This window comes from Thermococcus sp. (assembly GCF_026991495.1).
In the GTDB taxonomy this organism is placed as follows: Archaea; Methanobacteriota_B; Thermococci; order Thermococcales; family Thermococcaceae; genus Thermococcus.
Genome location: NZ_JALXBJ010000012.1, coordinates 12,081 through 29,754 on the forward strand (window position 1 = coordinate 12,081; position 17,674 = coordinate 29,754).

Sequence of the window (17,674 nt, forward strand, 5' to 3'; positions counted from 1 at the left end):
AACATCAGTACGAACGTTATCGTGTCGGTGAGAGCAAGGTGGAAACGGAGGGTGACCGCGGCCGGGGGTTTGGAGAGGACCTCTACATGGAGGAGACCTCGATAAGCGTTGACTTCACATCCTTTATGGCGGCGGTGGTTTTCTTCTTCATAGGTCTGCTCCTGACGGGGAGCCCAGAAGTCCAGGTCAGGCTGAGGATCCCCTTAGTGTTCCTCTTCATCAGCGCCATGGGCTTCCTGTACTCAACCATCATATACGCAAACGCAAGCGGGGAGCTCGCGAGGCTGAGAAAGCACGAGTTCGATGACCAGATCACCATGGGCAACATAATCTCCGAGTACCTCGGCGTGTACTGCCTCGTCTTTGCCATACCGCTGGCCATCTTGGGCTATTCGCCCGACAGGGTTCTGGCCCTCGTTATAGTCCTCCTTGACTCCGCCGGCTTCTGGTTCTACCACCACATGGGGTACTCGATACTCGAGAGGTACGTGAGCAGGCCCCAAATGCACTACATAGTCGGCCTGTTCGTGGGTCTCTACCTCTCGTCCTTCTTTGGGTTCTACTTCGGCAGGATCTGGGCCTACTACGGGCTCTCATCCGTTCTCCTGGCGCTCATTTTTGCGGTGACCTTCTTTTCAGTACGGAAAGGGAGGGAGCTGTGATGTGGTGGGAGAGAATGGGCCACCTGACGGTTAGGGGAAACGAACTGTTCATTGGGGAGGAGCCGGTCGTTGAGCTGGCGAGGAAGTACGGCACTCCAGTTTACGTCTACAACCTGAAGAGGGTAGAGGACAACTACCTCAGGATGGCCGACGCGCTGAGAAAGGCCGGCTTTAAGGAGTGGGAGATCCACTACGCGATGAAGGCCAACAACAACGTCCACGTCCTTGAGACAATACGGGAACTCGGTGGAAAGATAGACGCCACGTCCCCCGGCGAGGTGAAGTTGGCGTGGGAGGTGGGGTTCGGGGACGGGGACATAATCTTCACGGGTACGTCCCTCAGCAACGGTGACCTCGAATTCCTCTCCGGCACCGAGATACTCGTCAACTTCGACTCCCTCTCGTCCATCAGGAGGTTCAGGGGGGAGCCCTTCAGGAAGGTGGGCCTCAGGGTAAACACCGGGGTAGGCATCGGCCGCGTTGAAAAGACAACCACCGGGGGGAGCGAGATAGGGAGCCTGCCCGTTAAGTTCGGGATACCCCTGAACAGGGTGGACGAGGCCTTCGATCTGATCGAGGAGAAGGACTACACCCTCTCGTGCCTCCACCATCACGTTGGCTCGGACTGGACCGGGCCCAAGGTCGAGAGGTACTTCCCTGCCCTGAGGAACCTGCTTGACGTTGCCGCGCGCGCCGAGGAAAGGCTCGGCTACCGGATCGAGACAATAGACTTGGGCGGGGGCTACGGGGTTCCCCACAGCGAAGACGAACCGGAGTTCCCGCTTTACGATTTCTTCTCCCGCGTTAAAGAGCACCTGGATGAGCGCGGCTTCGGAAGGGCGAAGGTGATCGTTGAGCCCGGAACATACTTAGTGAGCGACGCCGGGATCTTAGTAGTCCAGGTAAACACCGTGGAGGAGAAGAACGGCAGAATATTCGTCGGGGTGGACGCGGGGCTCAACGTCTTCAACTCCCCGGCCCTCTACAACTACTACCACGAGGTCGTCGTCTGCAACAGGGTGGCCGCTGAGGAGACCGTGACCGCGACCGTGGTTGGGAACATATGCGAGAGCGGGGACATATTCGCCGTTGACAGGCCCCTTCCAAAAGTCGAGGAGGGGGACTACCTTGCCATCCTGAACGCGGGTGCATACGGCTACGTTATGGCGAACAACTACAACCTGCGCCCTAAGGGAAGGGAGGTCGTCGTGCCCTTCCCGGAAGGGCCGTGAGGTTGGGGTACCGGCCGGCCAAAACCGTTATTTAGTTTTCGGTCAAAGAAGGTGCGGTGGTAGCATGAAGATGAGGATAGTGTTCGATAGGGAGTACGACCTCCTCTCGGGAGCTTACAGGGTGAAGGTGAGGGAGCTGGAGTTCGACGAGGAGCTCCAGAACGTCCTCCAGGGGGTCGATCCGGCCCTCAGGGTGAAGGGGGAGGAGATCAAGCTGAGCGAACTCAGGGAGAGAACCTTTGAGCTCCAGAGCAGGGAGGAGGCGGAGAAGCTCATGGGCGAGGTTAGGGGGGCCCTTGTGGAGACACTGAGCGCCCTCATAGCCCGCTTTAAGGAGGCCCAGAACTTCAATGGTTCGGTTTCGTACGAGATAGACTTCAACGAGCTCTGACTTTCAGGCCCGGGCGGAGTCTGTTTTCCCAGAACGGGCCCAGAACGGGTAAGAAACGGCAGTCGGGTTAGGCTGGTTTTGAGCGCCGCACTATGGGGAGGACTTCCTCCTCCAGCCGCTTCGCCCTCTCCTCATCCAGGTAATCCATTACACCGCTCTTCTCCTTGAACATCCTTGGCAGAAGGTGATACAGCGCCACGTGCGCCTGGTGTATGGCTTCAATCTCTTCTGGCTTGGCGTAGAGATCCAGATAGCCGAGCGGGTCTGGGTCATCCACATACATCTTTTCAGCCGCTTCATACGGCGATAATTTTTCTCCCCTCCTCCGCATATCTTCCCACGCCCTCTTCGTTATCTCTGCCCACGCTTTCGAAGCTTTCACGAATACGGGTGCCAGATCTGCCAACATCTTCGCATGCTCCTCTGGGATGCCAGAACGTTTCAGCTCATCTTCGAGTTCATATTGGAACCTTTTCATCTTTTCCTTATTCTGTAAGAACTCGTCAAGGCTCTTGAGCCGTGTGAGGGTGTCGTTATTCACAAATTCTCTTATCTCCGTAATTGGGCTATCTCTCCATTTTTTCTTGGCTTCCTCTTCATAATCTTTTTCGAAGGGTAGTATTGCGTATTGAATTACATCTGCCTTATACGACGGCAGTTTATACTTCATAGTCCCGATTAGTCATAGTCCCGATTAGCCTGTATATGGTTGTAATGGGGTGATACTCAAGCCCCACTGCTTCATCCTCTACACTTGTGCCTTCCCATGGGTAGTGAACGTTTTTTCCACCAGCCCCTATTTTTCTTGTACTCGTCCTTCAGGGGAGGTAGGAGCACCCCCCCGCCGTCGGGATTGTAGCTGAACTCATGGCTGATCCTTATCGCGCTCATAGACTTTCCTCGCGCTTCTCGATCAAGCGGAAACTTCCTCTCTGCGGGAAAAGGTACCATTCTTCTCCACCTCTACTACTTCTAACTACGCTCCGGTGGTATAAAAATGAAAGGGTGGGATCACCCCACCTTCACGGACCAGGTATTCGCTCCAGCTTTCACCTCTATCGTCAATCCGTCTGTTATCTTCCCTTTCACGTCTATGTACTTGTCCGCCTTTGCGTGGAGGCTGCTCATCCCAATGTAAGGGTCCCCCTAACACACCTGCTTGAAGAGGAGTAGGAGGATAAGATATGTTTTTAGAAATTACTCAAAAAACCCATCAGGACAGGGAGCTACCAGGGGGCGTATTGGGCGCACTCTACCACGCCTCCTCCCAATTACCTGAGATCCAAAGTGCACTTTGTTAGGATTCCCATCCACAGAGTTACCTTGTTTTCGAGCTATCTCAGAGGATATGGGGGTCATGCACACCACCTTTAGAGACTGTTCCAAATACTACTTCGACCTATTTATACCTTGGCCTCACACCCGATCCCTCGTTCTCTTCACGTGCGTGAATCCGACTACCTTGTATCCTGGGCGCCTGAAGTGCTTTTTCAGGAGCTCGTACATTTTTTCGGTGGCTTCTTCCTTGCTCCAGTCTATACCGTACTTCTCCGGATTCTTTGCCATGTCTTCTACCAGTTTTTCTGCCTCTGCCAACTGCACCTCACTCCCTGCAATGTCAATTACTGCATGATCTGTGGTGTAGTCTGGCAGGTGGAGCATCACCTCGAATTTGTGGCTACGGATTGAATGGGCAAGAATATCAAGAGCCTCTTGTATGTGCTTCTGGTTTGTTTTGCTTTTCTCTTCACGTATTTTACTTAAAATTTTGTCTGCCGCAGTGCGCACGTCCTTACTCTTCTGTAGTTCCTCTCTATATTCTTTGAGTAGCTCTCTCGCCTTTTGGATGCCCTCTTTTAGTTTGTGCGGGTCTGTGACGCCCTCATCTGCGAGCGCGTGGAACATGTATATCGCGTAGGGTGGCACTGCCTCAGGATAGAGGTTCGGTATCTCCTTCGGGTGCTTGTGTGGTGGCAAGACCACAATCTGTTCTCCATTTCTTATTATTGGCAGGCCAGTTTCCGGGTGCACCTCTGCTCTTTTCGAGTCCACGTCCTCAATCCTAATTACGTCCTTCTCTCTTCTGACCTCCAGCGGATTGCGTTTTGCTGGCGGTGCTGGCGCTCTTTGTGGCGTCACCTTTGTCGTGGTTTGCACTGGCTGCGGTTTCTGTACTTCTCGTCTTTGTGGTGCTGTTTCAGGCTCCTGAAGCCTTTTCAGGAGCTCCTGTACCTCTCTTTCTACTTCTTCCTTTTCTCTTTCGTCCAGGAACTCTTCTACTCCGCTGGGCCGTTCAAACACCACGCGGGAAACAGGCTTCGTCAGCTCGTATATTATTCTGTGCATCTTATGTATCTTCTTTATCGCTTCCGGCCCGAAGAGCTGGTACACCTCCATCCGCGGGTCAGCAGTTCCTCTGCTGATATGATTCATAAAGAGCCTAGCTGTAAGTTGCCATTTCTTCCGTTTGTCGTTCCAGTATATATGTGTATGCACGTGTTTTGCATACTTTCCGATGAGATCTGCCGTTTCAATGGCGTGCGGGAGCAGGATTTCCAGCTCACGTATCATCTGCTTCTTCTTCTCAAGAGGTGCATCTGAAAACGCCCAGTCGTGCAATATTGCCTGTTTCGCGTCTTCCAATGCCTTCTTCGGGTCCAAGTTCTCCCAGTCGTGGAGATACATTCCCAGGCGCCCACCTGCTAGCAGCGGTTCGCCATTGTGTTTAACTGCTGCCGCGAATATTACGTTTCCGGCCTCTGACCTGTGCTTCAGCTGGAGCCACGTCTTTATGTAGTGCCTAAGGATGCCGTAGGGAACGCTGTCGTACATATCTCCTACAGCATCTTGTGTTGCAGGACTATCAATTTTGTCCCAAATGCTTCGGATTCCTATTACGGACTCTTTTTTCACGGGCGGCAGTAACAGTCCTCTCCCGTCAGGTTTTGTTCTAAGTTCCTCTGCAGCGAGGTACGCATCATGCTCTTTTCCCTCGGACACTTCGCTATACGGGAACGGCACCATTTTTTACACCCCTTGGCCAGTGGTAAGAACTTGAGGACTTAAGGTTTTTCCTCCGGGGGACTGGAAAATTGGATGTTAAAGTCCCGAGAGAAACCTCTTCAGAAACGGAACGTCTTCTTTTAGCGTCTTCCACACGACGCGAAGATCAACGCCGAAGTAGGCGTGTATCAGCTTGTCCCTCATCCTTGCCATTTCCCTCCACGGGACTTCAGGATGTTCCTTCTTGAAGTCCTCAGGAATGGCCTTTGCCGCTTCCCCGATTATCTCAAGAGCCCTGATGACTGCAAACTGGGTTTTTCTGTCATTCAAAAAGTCCTCAAAGCTCATGTCTGAAGTAAACTCCTCTATGGACGCAATGGCGTCCAGCATATCTTTCAGGTAATCCTCATGGGTTCGCTTCATACGTAGATGACCTCCCTCTTCACGTGCTCCCCAATCTTAGGCTTTAGGGCGGACTTCATGACGAGATCTACCTTTATACCGAGGAGTTTCTCAAGGTGCTCCTCAAGCTCAATGAACTCCAGCAGAGAAGGAACCTCGTAAAAGTCCACGAGAATATCTACATCGCTCTCCTCGGTCGCTTCACCACGGACGTAGGAACCAAAGACCCCTATCTCCTTAATCCTAAATCTCTCCTCAAGCTCCCGCCGGTGTGTCCTCAGGATCTTCTCGATTTCGTCAAGGGTCAACATGGTCATCGCCTAATATTAGTCCAAACTCCCAAAAAGTTTTTTCTTCCAATCAGTCACACTTTAACGATCTTCGAGCACTCAAAGATACCTCAACCGGATGAAGGCTTCCCTTTAAGGCTCTCCTTTGCCAGCTTCAGCAGCTCCTCCGGTGTCAGGACATCAATCCCCTCCGGTTCCCTTTCAAGGACTTCAACGCTTGGCACGATGAGGACTTTTCTGCAGTTGAACTTCCCAAGCTTTTCCTCTATCCTTCTCACTTCCTCCCTCTTAACGCGGTTCTTCCACTTAACTTCCCCAACGAGTTCAAGCTTTTTGAAACCCTCTAAGGCAATGTCGAGCTCAAGCTCAGGCATTTCCACGCTCACCGGCCTTAGGCCGTAGATTTTGGCGAGAAGGCTTTCGACAAAGCCCTCCACGTGCCTGGGCAGCTTTTCGTCTATCGCTCTTCTGATGAACTCCCTCGGCGTCTCAAGCTCCGTGTAGGCATATTTCGCCTCAAGGTAGAAGTGGAGGTCGAGCAGTGGAGAGGCTATGGAATAGCGGAAGCGCTTCTTCTTCCCGTGTATCGGCTTCTTTCTAACCAAACCCATGGCGGTCAGAACTTTCAAATACTTTTGAACGCTCGACGGGGCCTCGATCAGCCCCCCGGATAGGAGGTAGTTTCCTATCTCGGTGCTCTTAGACTTCCCGTCAGCTATTGAGTGCAGGACTGCCAGATAAACCTCTGAGAGCCTCAGCTCCTCCTCGGAGAAGGCCTCCCCAACTATCTCCCTCACGAGGGCACCTGAGGAGTGAAAGTAGTCTGTTAAGAACTCCCTCAGCGATGGTCGGTAGAGCGGAACCAAAACCGGTTCGCGGAGGTAGACCGAAGCTTCCACCAGCTCTTTTCCTTCAATTTCCTTCGAGAGCTCCGCTAAGATTTCCCTCTCGTCTATGAGGCCTATTCTTACTGGAACCACTATGCCGAGGAGCGGGCTCTCCCTCTCGCCCAGAAGCCTCATCGCCAGCCAGAGGGTTGAGGTTATCAGTATCACCTCACCCTCGGGTGAGTATGCGTGGAGGGTGTCTAAAAACTCCCTCGGCAGTCTGTGAAACTCGTCTATGACGGTAACCCCTTCTCCAAGCCGCTTGATGAACTCCATTCTGAATTCGTCATAGGAGAGCTGCCTTTTAGAGTTGATGTCAATAACGGTTCCGTTCCTGTTTGCGAAGATTCCAGCCTGGCGCCTTTAGGTTGTCAAACTCAATTCTTCTTGGAATGATTCTCATAAGAATGATTCTGATTAGAATCTTTTTAAGACTTTCGCCTAAAACTCAAACTCCACCCCGTTCTCTTCACCCTCCCAGAGCACAAGGCGGTGGAGCTTAACCCCTTTGGGGAGTTTCTTCTCTACTTCCCCGGCTATCCAGAGGGCAATGTTCTCCGTCGTGGGATTCTCGAAGAGCCCGTTCAGGTTCCGGTGGTCGAGCTTCTCGATGACTTCCTCAAAGATAGCCCTCAGCCCGAGGAAGTCCATGACGTAGCCGTCTTTAAGCGGGCCCTCAACCGCTACCTCAAGCCTGAAGGTGTGCCCGTGTGTCTCCTCGGTCTGGCCGTCTATGCTTACCGCGTGGGCCGCCTCGAACTTGAAGCGCTCAACGACGCGGGATTTCATAGGGATTCCTCCAGGGGACCAGGATTTTTAAGACCGCGCCTAAGAAGCACAGACTCTCCGGGTTCCAGCTCCCAAAAATCCCGTCCACGTTTCATAAAGCTCGGCCCCCAGCACATGCCCGGGTTTATCAGACTTTACCGACCCTAAGGCATGCTTGATGATCTCGTCAATATTGTCCCCCCGTCCCTTTACGATGGCTTTCCTGGACGCCTCCATCGTAGGCAATTGAAATCCGGAAAGAAGGGGATGAGGACTCACTTGCCCTTGCCCTTGTTGGCCCTTATGCTGGGCCTTATCTTCTCGGCTCCCTTGCCCTTGTTGAGCAGGCCGCGGCTCCTCTTTCCGGCGCTCGTCAGACCGCGGAAGACCCTGCCCTTGTGGGCCTTTCCGGCTATCCAGGCTATCTTCGGGTCGTTCTTTACGACCGGGTGGTGCGGGTCAACGAGAATGACCTCAAACCACCTGTACATCCCGTCCTCGCCAACCCAGTAGGAGTTGAGAACCTCAAGGTTCGGGAACTTCCTCGCGGCCTTCTCTTCAGCGATCCACTGGAGGCTCTTCTTTGGCGAATACTTGATCATACCCATCTTGCTCGGCTTCCTTCCGCCCTTCCACCTGGGCCTCTTCCTTCCGCCCTTCCTCACGCGGACGCGGGCTATGATGTAGCCCTGCTTCGCCTGGTAGCCGAGGTTCCTCGCGCGGTCGAGCCTCGTCGGTCTCTCGACGCGCACGACAACGGGCTCACGGCGCCATCTTATCATCCTGACCTTCAGGAGGTCTCCAACGTAGCTCTCCTTGGGGTTCTTCCAGGCTTCCCTAATGTACTTGTACATGCCCATTCCCTTCACCCCTTCGCTGCTTGTGGTTCTCCCTTACGGGAACATCCCGCGGGTTACCCCGCCAAGTCGAGCCGAGTTGGAGGATCAGTTTTTAAGGGTTGCGCCCCGGGATACCGTAGAGGCCGCTGGAGTTCACGAGGGCGGAGAGCTCCTTCAGGCTCATCAGCTTGAAGTCCTTCTCAGGCGACGGCCTTATGAAGACGGCCGAGGCGTTGTCGGCGAAGCGCCATGTGCCGAGGAGCTGGAAGTAGACGCTGTCCCCGTCCTCCGCGGTTCTTCCGATCCAGACGGAGACGGAGAGGGACTCCATCGGCTGGTCGAACTTCAGGATTACCGTTCCCTCTTTCATCCCCTGCCGGCAGGTCTCGTTTCCGCGGCGGCCCGTCCTCAGGTAGGAGTACGCAGCATCGTCCAGCTCGTAGACCTCGACTTGCCCCGACCCGGTGGTGGTGTAGGTGTACGCAACTGCGCAGGAGTCTATTATCGGCCCCTCAACGGTGTAGACGCCGTCAACCTCGGGCCCTCCCACAAGCCCGGGGCGCAGGGTGAGGTTCTCAAGCCTCGGGGGAGAAGGGTTGGCCCTCTCGGCTATCTGACTCCAGAAGACGGAGACGAGAGCAAAGGAGACGAAGAGGATGAGAGATATCGCGAGCACCTTCCCCCTCATCATCTCACCTTGAGAAGTTGATCATCGGGGTAGATATACTTTGCGGGAAGGGTTAAAAGGGGTCGGGGAAAAGGGTGTAAGGTGGTGGCATGAACGTACTGGCCGCGATAGTCTTCTTCGCCTACGTCCCGGCCCTCATCATCCTGTGGTACTTCTACCATCAGGACAGGCTGGAGCCCGAGCCGAGGAGGTACGTGATAGGAACCTTCATACTGGGTGCAACGCTCTCGGTGGGGATAGCGCTCATCATTGAGAGCGTTCTGACCCCGAAGTGGGGGGGAATGGCGCTTCTGTTCCCAGGGAGCATAACCTGGATGGCCTTCGTGGCGGGAACTGTGGAGGAACCATCAAAGGCCCTCGCTATACTCCTGCCCTTCAGGAGGGGCCAGATGGACGGGATAATGGACGGTGTGGTGTACGGCGTCGCCGCGGGACTTGGATTCGCGGCCACCGAGAACCTCCTCTACGGTCTCGGCTACGGCTTAGAGACGACCGTGCTGAGGGCCTTTCTAACCCCCCTCGCCCATGCAACCTGGACGGCCATAGTCGGGGTCGGCTACGGACTGATGTCTGAGGGCAGGGCTGAGGGCATCTGGGGCTTCCTCACAACGGCAATGTTCCTCCACTTCCTCTGGGACTACTTCGCCTTCCTGAGCATGGCAGTTCCTGCTTACAACGTGATCCTGATCTTCCTCCTGCTCATGAACCTCGCCATCCTCCGCTACCTCACCCTTCTCGGCATCGAGGAGGATATAAAGAAGCGCCTCTACTACGTCTTCAGGTGGGGGTGGTGAGGTGAGCCTTGGGAAAGCTGCGGGGGTGATCGCGTGGACGATCTGAGGGAGCTCGTTGAGGAAGCGCTCTTTGAGGCCAGACCCTACGTGGAGTACTACGACAGGCTCAGGGAGGAGATCATGCCCCTGCTGAAAGCCGTCTCCGACGTCGAGGAACTGCGCCTTAGGATTGAGGAGATCGGCAGGGGAGCTGGGGAACCCTTCAGGACTGACATCAGGATATTCCTCCAGAAGCTGGACTCGCTGGCAGGCACCTGACTCCATCGAGGCTCCCCTTCAATTTTTGCGTACGACAAAAGATCGTATTCAAAATATGAACAGGAAAAATATTTAAGTGCCCTCCCAGAAGTATTCACGGAAAACATGGAGGATGATAACATGAGGCGTCTCGTGGCTGCCCTGCTGATCCTCTCTGTAGTCCTAGCCGGGGGCTGCGTCGGAAGCGGAACCAGCCTGTCGCAGGACAAAGTCCTGAAGGCCATCCACAACCTCAAAACCGGCGAGTACTCAGCCTCGGTCTTCATAAACGCCTCCTACAGCTACCCCAATTTTAACCTCAGCGGAAGGGAGAGTGGGGTTATAAGGATGCGGGGGCTGTTCGACAGGACCAGGGGGCTTTCAGTGGGCAACATCAGCTTCAACGTGCGCGCAACACCCCCCGGGGTAAACCTGAGCTCCTCCATGCCCTACTTCCTCAACGGGAGCAGGCTTTACCTGAAGCTCCCGGACGGATGGCAGAAGGCCAACGTCAGCGCTTTGGAAGGAAACGAGAAGATCAGCCTCGGCACCGGGGTCACCGGCGGGAGCAACATTCTACTGGAGCTCCAGTACATCGAGGATCTTCTGAAAAACAAGAGCGTGAAGATAGAGAAGAACGGGAAGGGCTACTACTTCCGCATGAACGTTACCACCGGGTACTTAACCAATGCCTCCTGGATCAAGCCAATGGGAATGAGTGCAAAGCTGGTGGGAGGATGGATCGAGGTCAACCTGACCGAGAACGGAACCCCCTACCTGATCAGGGAGCACTTAAGCCTTTCGGCCTCACGGGGAGGCTTTTCCCTGAACATGACGGCGGACGAGTCCCTCAAGCTCACGAAGGTAAACGAACCCGTGAGGATAACCCAGCCGAAGGGCCTTAAACTGCTCCTCAATAGGGAGAGGCTCCTGGCCCAGCTGGAGGGCATGAGATCCTACAGGTCAGAGCTCACCCTAAACGTGACCTACTCCCAGGGCTTGGGCAGCTATCTTTTGACGAACGGGACGGCTACTCTCCTGACAAACGAAACCATTAACACTGTGTGCTCAGTCAGGGTCTCAAGCTGGGTAAACGGCAACGGCTCCGTCTCGCGCGTCCTTGCTTCCATCCACAACCCCGTACTGGGCGAAATGAAGGCAATGAACTACACGATCTACGATGAGAACGGAATCCTCAAAGTCGTTTCCGGAGTTTCGTTCCTTCCATCCTTAGAGGTGAGCATTGAAAACCTAAGCCCGCTGGAGAGAGGATACCTCAGGTACCCCCACCTGGGCCAGAGCATCCTGACTGCCGTGCTCCTCCATTCAAACTTCACCCTTGAGAAGACGGGGAGCGGGTACAGGATCCACATGAACCTGACGAACACCTCAATGACCTTCCTCCCCTTCAACCCCTACTCCGGCAAGACAACGGTGGGTGCGATACAGATACAGATTGGGACAGGAAACACAGGCATCTCCGGCTTTGAGGGTTATATTGACGCCAACTTTACAAAGAACCTCCTCCCCATTTCCTACAGAATTCACGCCTCCTACAAGGTCTACACGGTACAGACGGGGCTCACAGAGCTCTCGGTCAGCTATGATCTGCTGGGAAGGTTCTGGGACGTCAACGCCAAGGTGAAGCTCCCAAGGCCGTCCGGGTGAGCTTTTCGCCTTTTTCTTTTCACGATGCCAAAGCCAGAATCGAGAGACTCTATTGGGTTGGAATTTTAGGTGGGGCCTTTGAGTGCTTATCAACGGTTACTTTTTCATCTTTTGCAAACTTCAACAAATCGTACGCAAAATTTGAAGGGGAAAAGTATTTAAAGGGCTGCCGGGAGTTCATGACGCCGGAGGTGGAAAAGTGAGGAAGCTGCTGGCGTTGCTCTTCGTCGGCATCGTGGTACTTGCAAGCGGATGCATAGGGAATCAGGTCGGCCTCACCAAGGAAAAGGTCCTCAACGCCCTCCAGAACATAGAAACGGCCCACTATAATGATGAGTTCTCGATAAGAATGCACTTCCCCGACCCAAAGACCAACAGAACGGTTAACATTACGGTATCGGGGCAGCTCATCGGCCTCTTCAACACCACAGCCGGGCTCGAAGAGGGCAACATGAGCATAAAGACCCACATGATGGGCTTTGACATCGGCATGAACTGGCCCTACTTCATCAACGGCTCCAGGGCCTACTTCAGGGTGGACGGGAGGTGGTACAACGTCTCCCATGCCAACGACCTCTACTCCCGGATCAGGGCCTCTCTCAACCTGAACTACATCAACGACCTCCTCAAGGAGAAGGACGTCACCATAGAGAAGCTCTCCAACGGCTACGCCTTCAGGGTAAACGTTACTTTCTGGGAGTTCGCGAACGCCACCAACCAGACGGGATACTTAGAGAAGCTCTGGGACGTCAACGGCGAGAGGATTGTGAACGTCACCACGAAGTCGGGCTGGGTAGAAGTCCACTTCAGGGATGACGGGACGCCGACTTCCATCGAGACTTACATGAAGCTCGTCATAACGGGGAAGGGCCTCAACGGGGGCAAGGACGCCCTCTTCATGACAGTACACGAGAAGGTTTCCCTCTCGGACATCAACAAGCCCGTTGAAATCAAGGCGCCCAAGGGAATAGAAAGCGCAAAGGACTTTGAGGAAATATTTGAGTGAGGGGCTAAGCGCCCCTCGTCGCCACTATCTTTACCCCGTCCCACTCGGCAACGACGTCGCCGATATTTACAGGCGCCTTTATCTTTATCTCCGCCAAGAACCTCATCAGCTCAGGTATCTTCTCCTTTGGGATCGGCTCAGCTGTTTTCACGCTCACAGTCGGCAGTGCCCCGTTCTCGACCGGAATGACCGTCATCACGACCCTCTTCGGACTTATGACCTCCTGGACGGCCCACTCCTCACCGCGCGGACAGGTGTGCCCCCTGACCTCAAGGACTTTTCCGTCCTCAACCTCGACCTCAATTGAACAGCCGAGCGGGCAGACGATGCAGGTGAAGCGGTAGATCTCCTTCATGGCCTCACCACCTCCACTGTGAGCTTCTCGGCGTTTCTGATCTCCTCTGCCTTCAGCTTGAGCCTTATCATCTCGGCCGGCTTGACGACCGGGAGCTTGAGTCTCTTGCCTATCTCGGGAATCCTCAGCTCAACGTCTTCCATAGGTTTCGAAACGCGGAGGTAGAGGTGGACGTCTCTTTCACCGCTCAGGTAGTGAGGAACTACGAGGCGGACGTTTTCGCCCGTCTCGACCTTTATCCACTTCCTGCTCTCGATCCCACCGTTCTCTATGAACTCTTTAGCTCCTTCGGCGGCAAGCTCACCCTGCTCGGCAACGTAATCAACGAGGTCGTTGATAACGAGTGAGTTTCCTGCAACGAATATCCCAGGGACGCTCGTCTCAAGCCTGTCGTTGACCACTGGACCAGCGGTTGCAGGGTCTATTTCAACGCCAATCTTCTTCAGCTTCTTCACTGCGGGAACCAAGCCCGCCGAGATTACGAGCGTGTCTGCCTCGATCCAGAACTCGCTTCCCGGGATTTCTTTCAGGTTTTCGTCGACCCTGACAACCTTAACGCGCTCCACCCTTCCCTTTCCCCTGACTTCCACTACCTTGTGGCTCAGGTAGAGCGGAATGTTGAAATCGCGGAGTATCATGACGTTCCTCGCCAAACCGCCTGGATAGGGCATGAGCTCTATCACGGCCTTCACCTTCGCCCCCTCAAGGGCAAAACGGCGCGCCATTATCAGGCCGACGTCGCCGGAGCCGACTATGACTATCTCTTTCCCGGGCAGAACGCCGTAGATGTCCATGAGCGTCTGCGCCTCTCCCGCGGTGTAGATTCCCGAAACCCTATCGCCCACGATTCCGATCTCGAAGGCGTGCCTTTCGCGGGCTCCAGCCGCGTAGATTACTGCCTTCGCCCAGACCCCATAGATCCCACTTGGAGACGTGAAGAGCACGAACTTTTCGAGGTCGGAGTAGTTCCTGATTTCGAGAACCCTCGCCGAGGTTCTGTATTCGACGCCGAGCTCAACGAGCCTCTTCGCCAGCCTTGCTGCGAACTCCGGCCCGGTGAGCTCTTCCCTGAAGTAGTGTATCCCAAAGCCCGGATGGATGCACTGCGGTAAAATACCCCCGAGGTAGTCGTTCTCATCGAGCAGGAGAACTTTCAAACCGAGCTCCTTCGCTTTTATTGCCGAGGCCATGCCCGCCGGTCCGCCCCCGATGACGACCACGTCGTAACTCAGCATTGGAACCTCCGGGAAGGGCTTCATCATGCCTCATCCCCCCTCAGGAGAGCCTTCACATCGCCTATTCCAATCTCGCTTCCCCTGCCCTTCAGCGTGACCTTCCATGGCTCGACGCCGTATTCCCTCGCTAAAAGCTGGACTATCCTCGGCCTGCAGAAGCTCCCCTGACATGTTCCGGTGGTAGCTTTCGTCCTGAACTTCACGGAATCGACGCTCGGCGTCTTAACGCCTATGAACTTCATCCTCTCAATGGCCTCTAAGATGTCCCCCTCGCTGACGCTGTTGCACCTGCAGACTATCTTTCCGTAGGTCGGGTTCCGCTTTACGAGCTCGTTCGCCTTCTCGGGCGGTAGCATGAAGAAGTGGGTTATCTCCCTCCTGTATGGGTTCCAGTTGGACTTCTCGACCAGCTTAATACCGAGGTCGCGCTGGATTATCTCTGCAACCTCGTAGGCTATGGCAGGGGCGCTCGTGAGTCCCGGGGAGCGTATTCCGGCGACGTTTATGAACCCCCAGACCCCTTCTTCCGCCTTTATGATGAAGTCTCCGCCGGTCGGTTCTGGCCTTAAGCCGGCAAAGGTTCTTATCACCTTGCTCCTCGGAGGTAGCTGTGGCCAGAGCTTCTTTGCCCCCTCCCAGACCCCCTCAAGGCCCTCCTTTGTTGTTGCTAAGTTGTCCTTCTCTTCCGGGGGTAAGTCTTGAGCGTTCGGTCCTATCATGAGGTGCCCACTCACCTCGGTCGTAACGACGATTCCCTTGCTTATCGGGGTCGGGGTTGGAAAGAGAACCCTTCTCGGGCCGGGAACGTCGTCGTCAAAGATCCAGTACTCTCCTTTCCTCGGGCGGATCTCGAAGTAGTCTATTCCCGCCATCCTCGCTATCTCGTCCGCGTAGAGGCCGGCTGCGTTGATTACCACATCTGCCTCTATGAAGCCGTTGTTGGTTTCAACACCTTTAACCTCGCCGTTCTCGACCTTAATTCCCCTAACCTCGGTTTCAAGGTGGGTCTTTACGCCGTTCGCTACGGCGTTCTCGACGAGCGCTATAACCGCTGGAATCGGCGCTATCTGGCCGACTATGGGAACCCAGAGTGCTCCAAGAGCTTCCCTCGTGAGGCCGGGCTCAAGGTGGAAGAGCTCGTCCCCCTCAACGATCCTCATCTCCGGAACGCCGTTCCTTCTCCCGCGCTCCAAAAGCTTCTCCAGCTCGTCAAAGTCTTCCTCCCTGGTTGCCACTATTAAAGCTCCGTTCCAGACGTGGGCTATCTGGAGCTCCTTGACCCAGCGGTGCCAGAGCCGGTTCCCTCTTATGCAGAGCCTCGCCCTCGTCGGGTACTTGTCCGGGTCGTCGTCGTAGCCACCGTGGATCAAAGCTGTGTTGGCCTTGCTCACGCCCCAGCCCACATCGGGGGCCCTCTCGATGAGATGAACCTCCAGGTTCCCGTATTTACTGAGAACCCGCGCTATGCTTGCCCCGCTTATTCCAGCGCCTATTACGGCGACCTTTCTCTTCATCGTTACCACCCCAAACTGAGTATTAGAAAGGGCTTTGCATGTTTTAAAGCTTTCTTTAACCTTTAGTTTGGTCTAAAAGGAGCGAGAGAACGGTTTTAGACATAAAAAGGCAGGACAGCCCTGAACATCTAACAAATGCACATAGGTGAACTATGAAAATGAAGGAGCATGAAGTGGGAATCAGCGGCCAACCACCTTCGCCCAGCCCATGGCCCTCCTCACAGCTTCCTTCCACCCGCGGTAGAGCTTCTCCCTTGTCTCATCGTCCATCTTCGGCTCAAAGACTTTCTCCGCCCTCCAGAGCTCCTTTATCTCCGCCAAGCTTTCCCAGTAGCCAACGGCAAGGCCGGCCAAGTAGGCGGCCCCCAAAGCAGTTGTTTCCTTAACCACGGGCCTGACGACGCGCCTCTTCAGTACGTCCGCCTGGAACTGCATCAGGAAATCGTTTGAGGTTGCACCGCCATCAACGCGGAGCTCCTTTATGCCAACGAGTTTCTCCATCTCCTCGATAACGTCGCGCGTAAGGTATGCTATGGCCTCGAGGGTGGCCCTGGCGAGGTGCTCCCTGCCCGTTCCGCGCGTTATGCCGATTATCAGCCCGCGCGCGAACTGATCCCAGTAGGGTGCCCCGAGGCCGACGAAGGCCGGCACGAAGTAAACCCCCTCGTTGCTCCTCAGCTTTCTTGCGAGCCCTTCCGTTTCGGAGGCGTGTTTGATTATCCTTATTCCGTCCCTGAGCCACTGAACCGCGGCGCCTGTTACGAAAACGCTCCCTTCGAGGGCGTAGGTGACCTTCCCGTTGAGGCCCCATGCAATAGTTGTGAGCAGGTTGTCGGAATAGCGGACGGTCTTCCCTGTGTTTGCGAGGATGAAGCTCCCGGTCCCGTAGGTTGCCTTCACCATTCCAGTCTCGAAAGCCGCCTGTCCGAAGAGCGCGGCCTGCTGGTCGCCGGCGTCTCCGCCCACCGGGATTTCGGCACCGATTACGCCCCTCTTCGTGTAGCCGTAGACCTCGCTCGACTCCCTCACCTCAGGGAGAACGCCCTCCGGAATGTCGAAGAGCTCAAGTAGCTCGTCGTCCCACTCCAGCTTTTTGATGTTGAAGAGCATCGTCCTGGAGGCGTTGGAGTAGTCGGTGACGTGCTCACCGGTGAGGCGGTAGATTAGGAAGGTATCCACCGTCCCGAAGAGGGCCTCACCCCTCTCAGCTTTCTCCCTCAGGCCGGGCACGTTGTCGAGGAGCCACTTGAGCTTGCTCGCGGAAAAGTATGCATCGGGCACGAGACCGGTCTTCTCCTTGATGAGGCTTCCGTACTCGCGCTTTACCTCCTCCACCATCTCAGCCGTCCTCCTGCACTGCCAGACTATGGCGTTGTAGAGCGGCCTTCCGCTTTTGTCCCAGACTATCGTCGTCTCGCGCTGGTTGGTAACGCCCATGGCGGTTATCTGCGCCGGCTCAATCTTTGCCCTCTCAATGGCCGTCCTTATCGCCCTCAGCTGCGCCTCCCATATCTCCTCCGGGTCGTGCTCCACCCAGCCGGGCTTTGGATAGTGCTGCGGAAACTCGTACTGACCGAGTCCGAGGACGTTGCTCTCCCTGTCGAAGAGTATCGCCCGAGCTGAGGTAGTCCCCTCGTCGAGTGAGAGTACGAACTTCTCCATGCCACCACCAAGAATTAAGAAAGGCGGGAGGATATATTAGG

Annotated in this window: 20 protein-coding genes; 7 read left to right on the top strand and 13 right to left on the bottom strand. The window is 55.1% G+C overall.

Features of this window, described 5'->3' with window-relative positions:
- Positions 1 to 38 precede the first annotated feature (38 nt).
- The 3 genes from MVB78_RS00750 to MVB78_RS00760 all read left to right on the top strand — a co-directional run bounded on the left by MVB78_RS00750 (position 39) and on the right by MVB78_RS00760 (position 2,285).
- Positions 39 to 662: a hypothetical protein gene (locus MVB78_RS00750; RefSeq protein WP_297486767.1), complete on the top strand. Its 624-nt coding sequence runs from the start codon at positions 39 to 41 to the stop codon at positions 660 to 662.
- 14 nt (positions 663 to 676) lie between these two features.
- Positions 677 to 1,894: a diaminopimelate decarboxylase gene (gene lysA, locus MVB78_RS00755; protein ID WP_297486769.1), complete on the top strand. Its 1,218-nt coding sequence runs from the start codon at positions 677 to 679 to the stop codon at positions 1,892 to 1,894.
- Between the two features lie 64 nt (positions 1,895 to 1,958).
- Positions 1,959 to 2,285: a hypothetical protein gene (locus MVB78_RS00760; protein WP_297486771.1), complete on the top strand. Its 327-nt coding sequence runs from the start codon at positions 1,959 to 1,961 to the stop codon at positions 2,283 to 2,285.
- A 67-nt stretch (positions 2,286 to 2,352) separates the two neighbouring features.
- Here MVB78_RS00760 and MVB78_RS00765 read toward each other — a convergent pair whose 3' ends face one another.
- From MVB78_RS00765 to MVB78_RS00805, 9 genes are all read right to left on the bottom strand, one after another.
- Positions 2,353 to 2,955 carry a hypothetical protein gene (locus MVB78_RS00765; protein WP_297486773.1) on the bottom strand — a complete coding sequence of 201 codons (603 nt, stop codon included), beginning with the start codon at positions 2,953 to 2,955 and terminating at the stop codon, positions 2,353 to 2,355.
- A 71-nt stretch (positions 2,956 to 3,026) separates the two neighbouring features.
- The gene (locus tag MVB78_RS00770) at positions 3,027 to 3,236 is read right to left on the bottom strand and encodes a hypothetical protein (RefSeq protein ID WP_297486776.1); all 210 of its coding nucleotides are present in this window, start codon (positions 3,234 to 3,236) and stop codon (positions 3,027 to 3,029) included.
- Positions 3,237 to 3,701: 465 nt separating this feature from the next.
- On the bottom strand, positions 3,702 to 5,309 hold the full coding sequence (locus MVB78_RS00775; RefSeq protein ID WP_297486779.1) for a hypothetical protein: 1,608 nt from the start codon (positions 5,307 to 5,309) through the stop codon (positions 3,702 to 3,704).
- Positions 5,310 to 5,384: 75 nt separating this feature from the next.
- On the bottom strand, positions 5,385 to 5,711 hold the full coding sequence (locus MVB78_RS00780; RefSeq protein WP_297486782.1) for a DUF86 domain-containing protein: 327 nt from the start codon (positions 5,709 to 5,711) through the stop codon (positions 5,385 to 5,387).
- Positions 5,708 to 6,007 (bottom strand): type VII toxin-antitoxin system antitoxin protein adenylyltransferase MntA, encoded by a 300-nt coding sequence (gene mntA, locus MVB78_RS00785; protein WP_297486785.1) that lies wholly within the window; start codon positions 6,005 to 6,007, stop codon positions 5,708 to 5,710. Before mntA ends, MVB78_RS00780 begins: the two co-directional genes overlap by 4 nt.
- Before the next feature lie 83 nt (positions 6,008 to 6,090).
- Positions 6,091 to 7,143 carry an ATPase gene (locus tag MVB78_RS00790; protein WP_297486789.1) on the bottom strand — a complete coding sequence of 351 codons (1,053 nt, stop codon included), beginning with the start codon at positions 7,141 to 7,143 and terminating at the stop codon, positions 6,091 to 6,093.
- A gap of 165 nt (positions 7,144 to 7,308) precedes the next feature.
- Positions 7,309 to 7,656, bottom strand: coding sequence for a 6-carboxytetrahydropterin synthase (locus tag MVB78_RS00795; protein ID WP_297486792.1), 348 nt, complete (start codon positions 7,654 to 7,656; stop codon positions 7,309 to 7,311).
- A 254-nt stretch (positions 7,657 to 7,910) separates the two neighbouring features.
- The gene (locus MVB78_RS00800; RefSeq protein WP_297486795.1) at positions 7,911 to 8,495 is read right to left on the bottom strand and encodes a 50S ribosomal protein L15e; all 585 of its coding nucleotides are present in this window, start codon (positions 8,493 to 8,495) and stop codon (positions 7,911 to 7,913) included.
- Between the two features lie 91 nt (positions 8,496 to 8,586).
- Positions 8,587 to 9,162: a hypothetical protein gene (locus tag MVB78_RS00805; protein ID WP_297486797.1), complete on the bottom strand. Its 576-nt coding sequence runs from the start codon at positions 9,160 to 9,162 to the stop codon at positions 8,587 to 8,589.
- Between the two features lie 89 nt (positions 9,163 to 9,251).
- Between MVB78_RS00805 and MVB78_RS00810 the strand changes: the two genes are divergently transcribed.
- The 4 genes from MVB78_RS00810 (at position 9,252) to MVB78_RS00825 (ending at position 12,867) form a co-directional block, all read left to right on the top strand.
- The gene (locus MVB78_RS00810) at positions 9,252 to 9,956 is read left to right on the top strand and encodes a PrsW family glutamic-type intramembrane protease (protein WP_297486799.1); all 705 of its coding nucleotides are present in this window, start codon (positions 9,252 to 9,254) and stop codon (positions 9,954 to 9,956) included.
- A gap of 33 nt (positions 9,957 to 9,989) precedes the next feature.
- Positions 9,990 to 10,214: a hypothetical protein gene (locus MVB78_RS00815; RefSeq protein WP_297486801.1), complete on the top strand. Its 225-nt coding sequence runs from the start codon at positions 9,990 to 9,992 to the stop codon at positions 10,212 to 10,214.
- A gap of 120 nt (positions 10,215 to 10,334) precedes the next feature.
- Positions 10,335 to 11,861 (top strand): hypothetical protein, encoded by a 1,527-nt coding sequence (locus MVB78_RS00820; protein ID WP_297486803.1) that lies wholly within the window; start codon positions 10,335 to 10,337, stop codon positions 11,859 to 11,861.
- 199 nt (positions 11,862 to 12,060) lie between these two features.
- On the top strand, positions 12,061 to 12,867 hold the full coding sequence (locus MVB78_RS00825) for a hypothetical protein (protein WP_297486806.1): 807 nt from the start codon (positions 12,061 to 12,063) through the stop codon (positions 12,865 to 12,867).
- Positions 12,868 to 12,871: 4 nt separating this feature from the next.
- On the opposite strand, the gene MVB78_RS00830 is transcribed toward MVB78_RS00825, so the two are convergent.
- From MVB78_RS00830 to glpK, 4 genes are all read right to left on the bottom strand, one after another.
- Complete coding sequence (locus MVB78_RS00830) at positions 12,872 to 13,222, bottom strand: DUF1667 domain-containing protein (RefSeq protein WP_297486809.1); 351 nt, start codon at positions 13,220 to 13,222, stop codon at positions 12,872 to 12,874.
- Positions 13,219 to 14,481: an NAD(P)/FAD-dependent oxidoreductase gene (locus MVB78_RS00835; protein WP_297486943.1), complete on the bottom strand. Its 1,263-nt coding sequence runs from the start codon at positions 14,479 to 14,481 to the stop codon at positions 13,219 to 13,221. Before MVB78_RS00835 ends, MVB78_RS00830 begins: the two co-directional genes overlap by 4 nt.
- Positions 14,481 to 15,971: an NAD(P)/FAD-dependent oxidoreductase gene (locus MVB78_RS00840; protein WP_297486812.1), complete on the bottom strand. Its 1,491-nt coding sequence runs from the start codon at positions 15,969 to 15,971 to the stop codon at positions 14,481 to 14,483. The genes MVB78_RS00835 and MVB78_RS00840 overlap by 1 nt, the downstream gene beginning before the upstream one ends.
- A 180-nt stretch (positions 15,972 to 16,151) precedes the next feature.
- Positions 16,152 to 17,633, bottom strand: a complete 1,482-nt coding sequence (gene glpK, locus MVB78_RS00845) for a glycerol kinase GlpK (protein ID WP_297486815.1) — start codon at positions 17,631 to 17,633, stop codon at positions 16,152 to 16,154.
- Between the last annotated feature and the right edge of the window lie 41 nt (positions 17,634 to 17,674).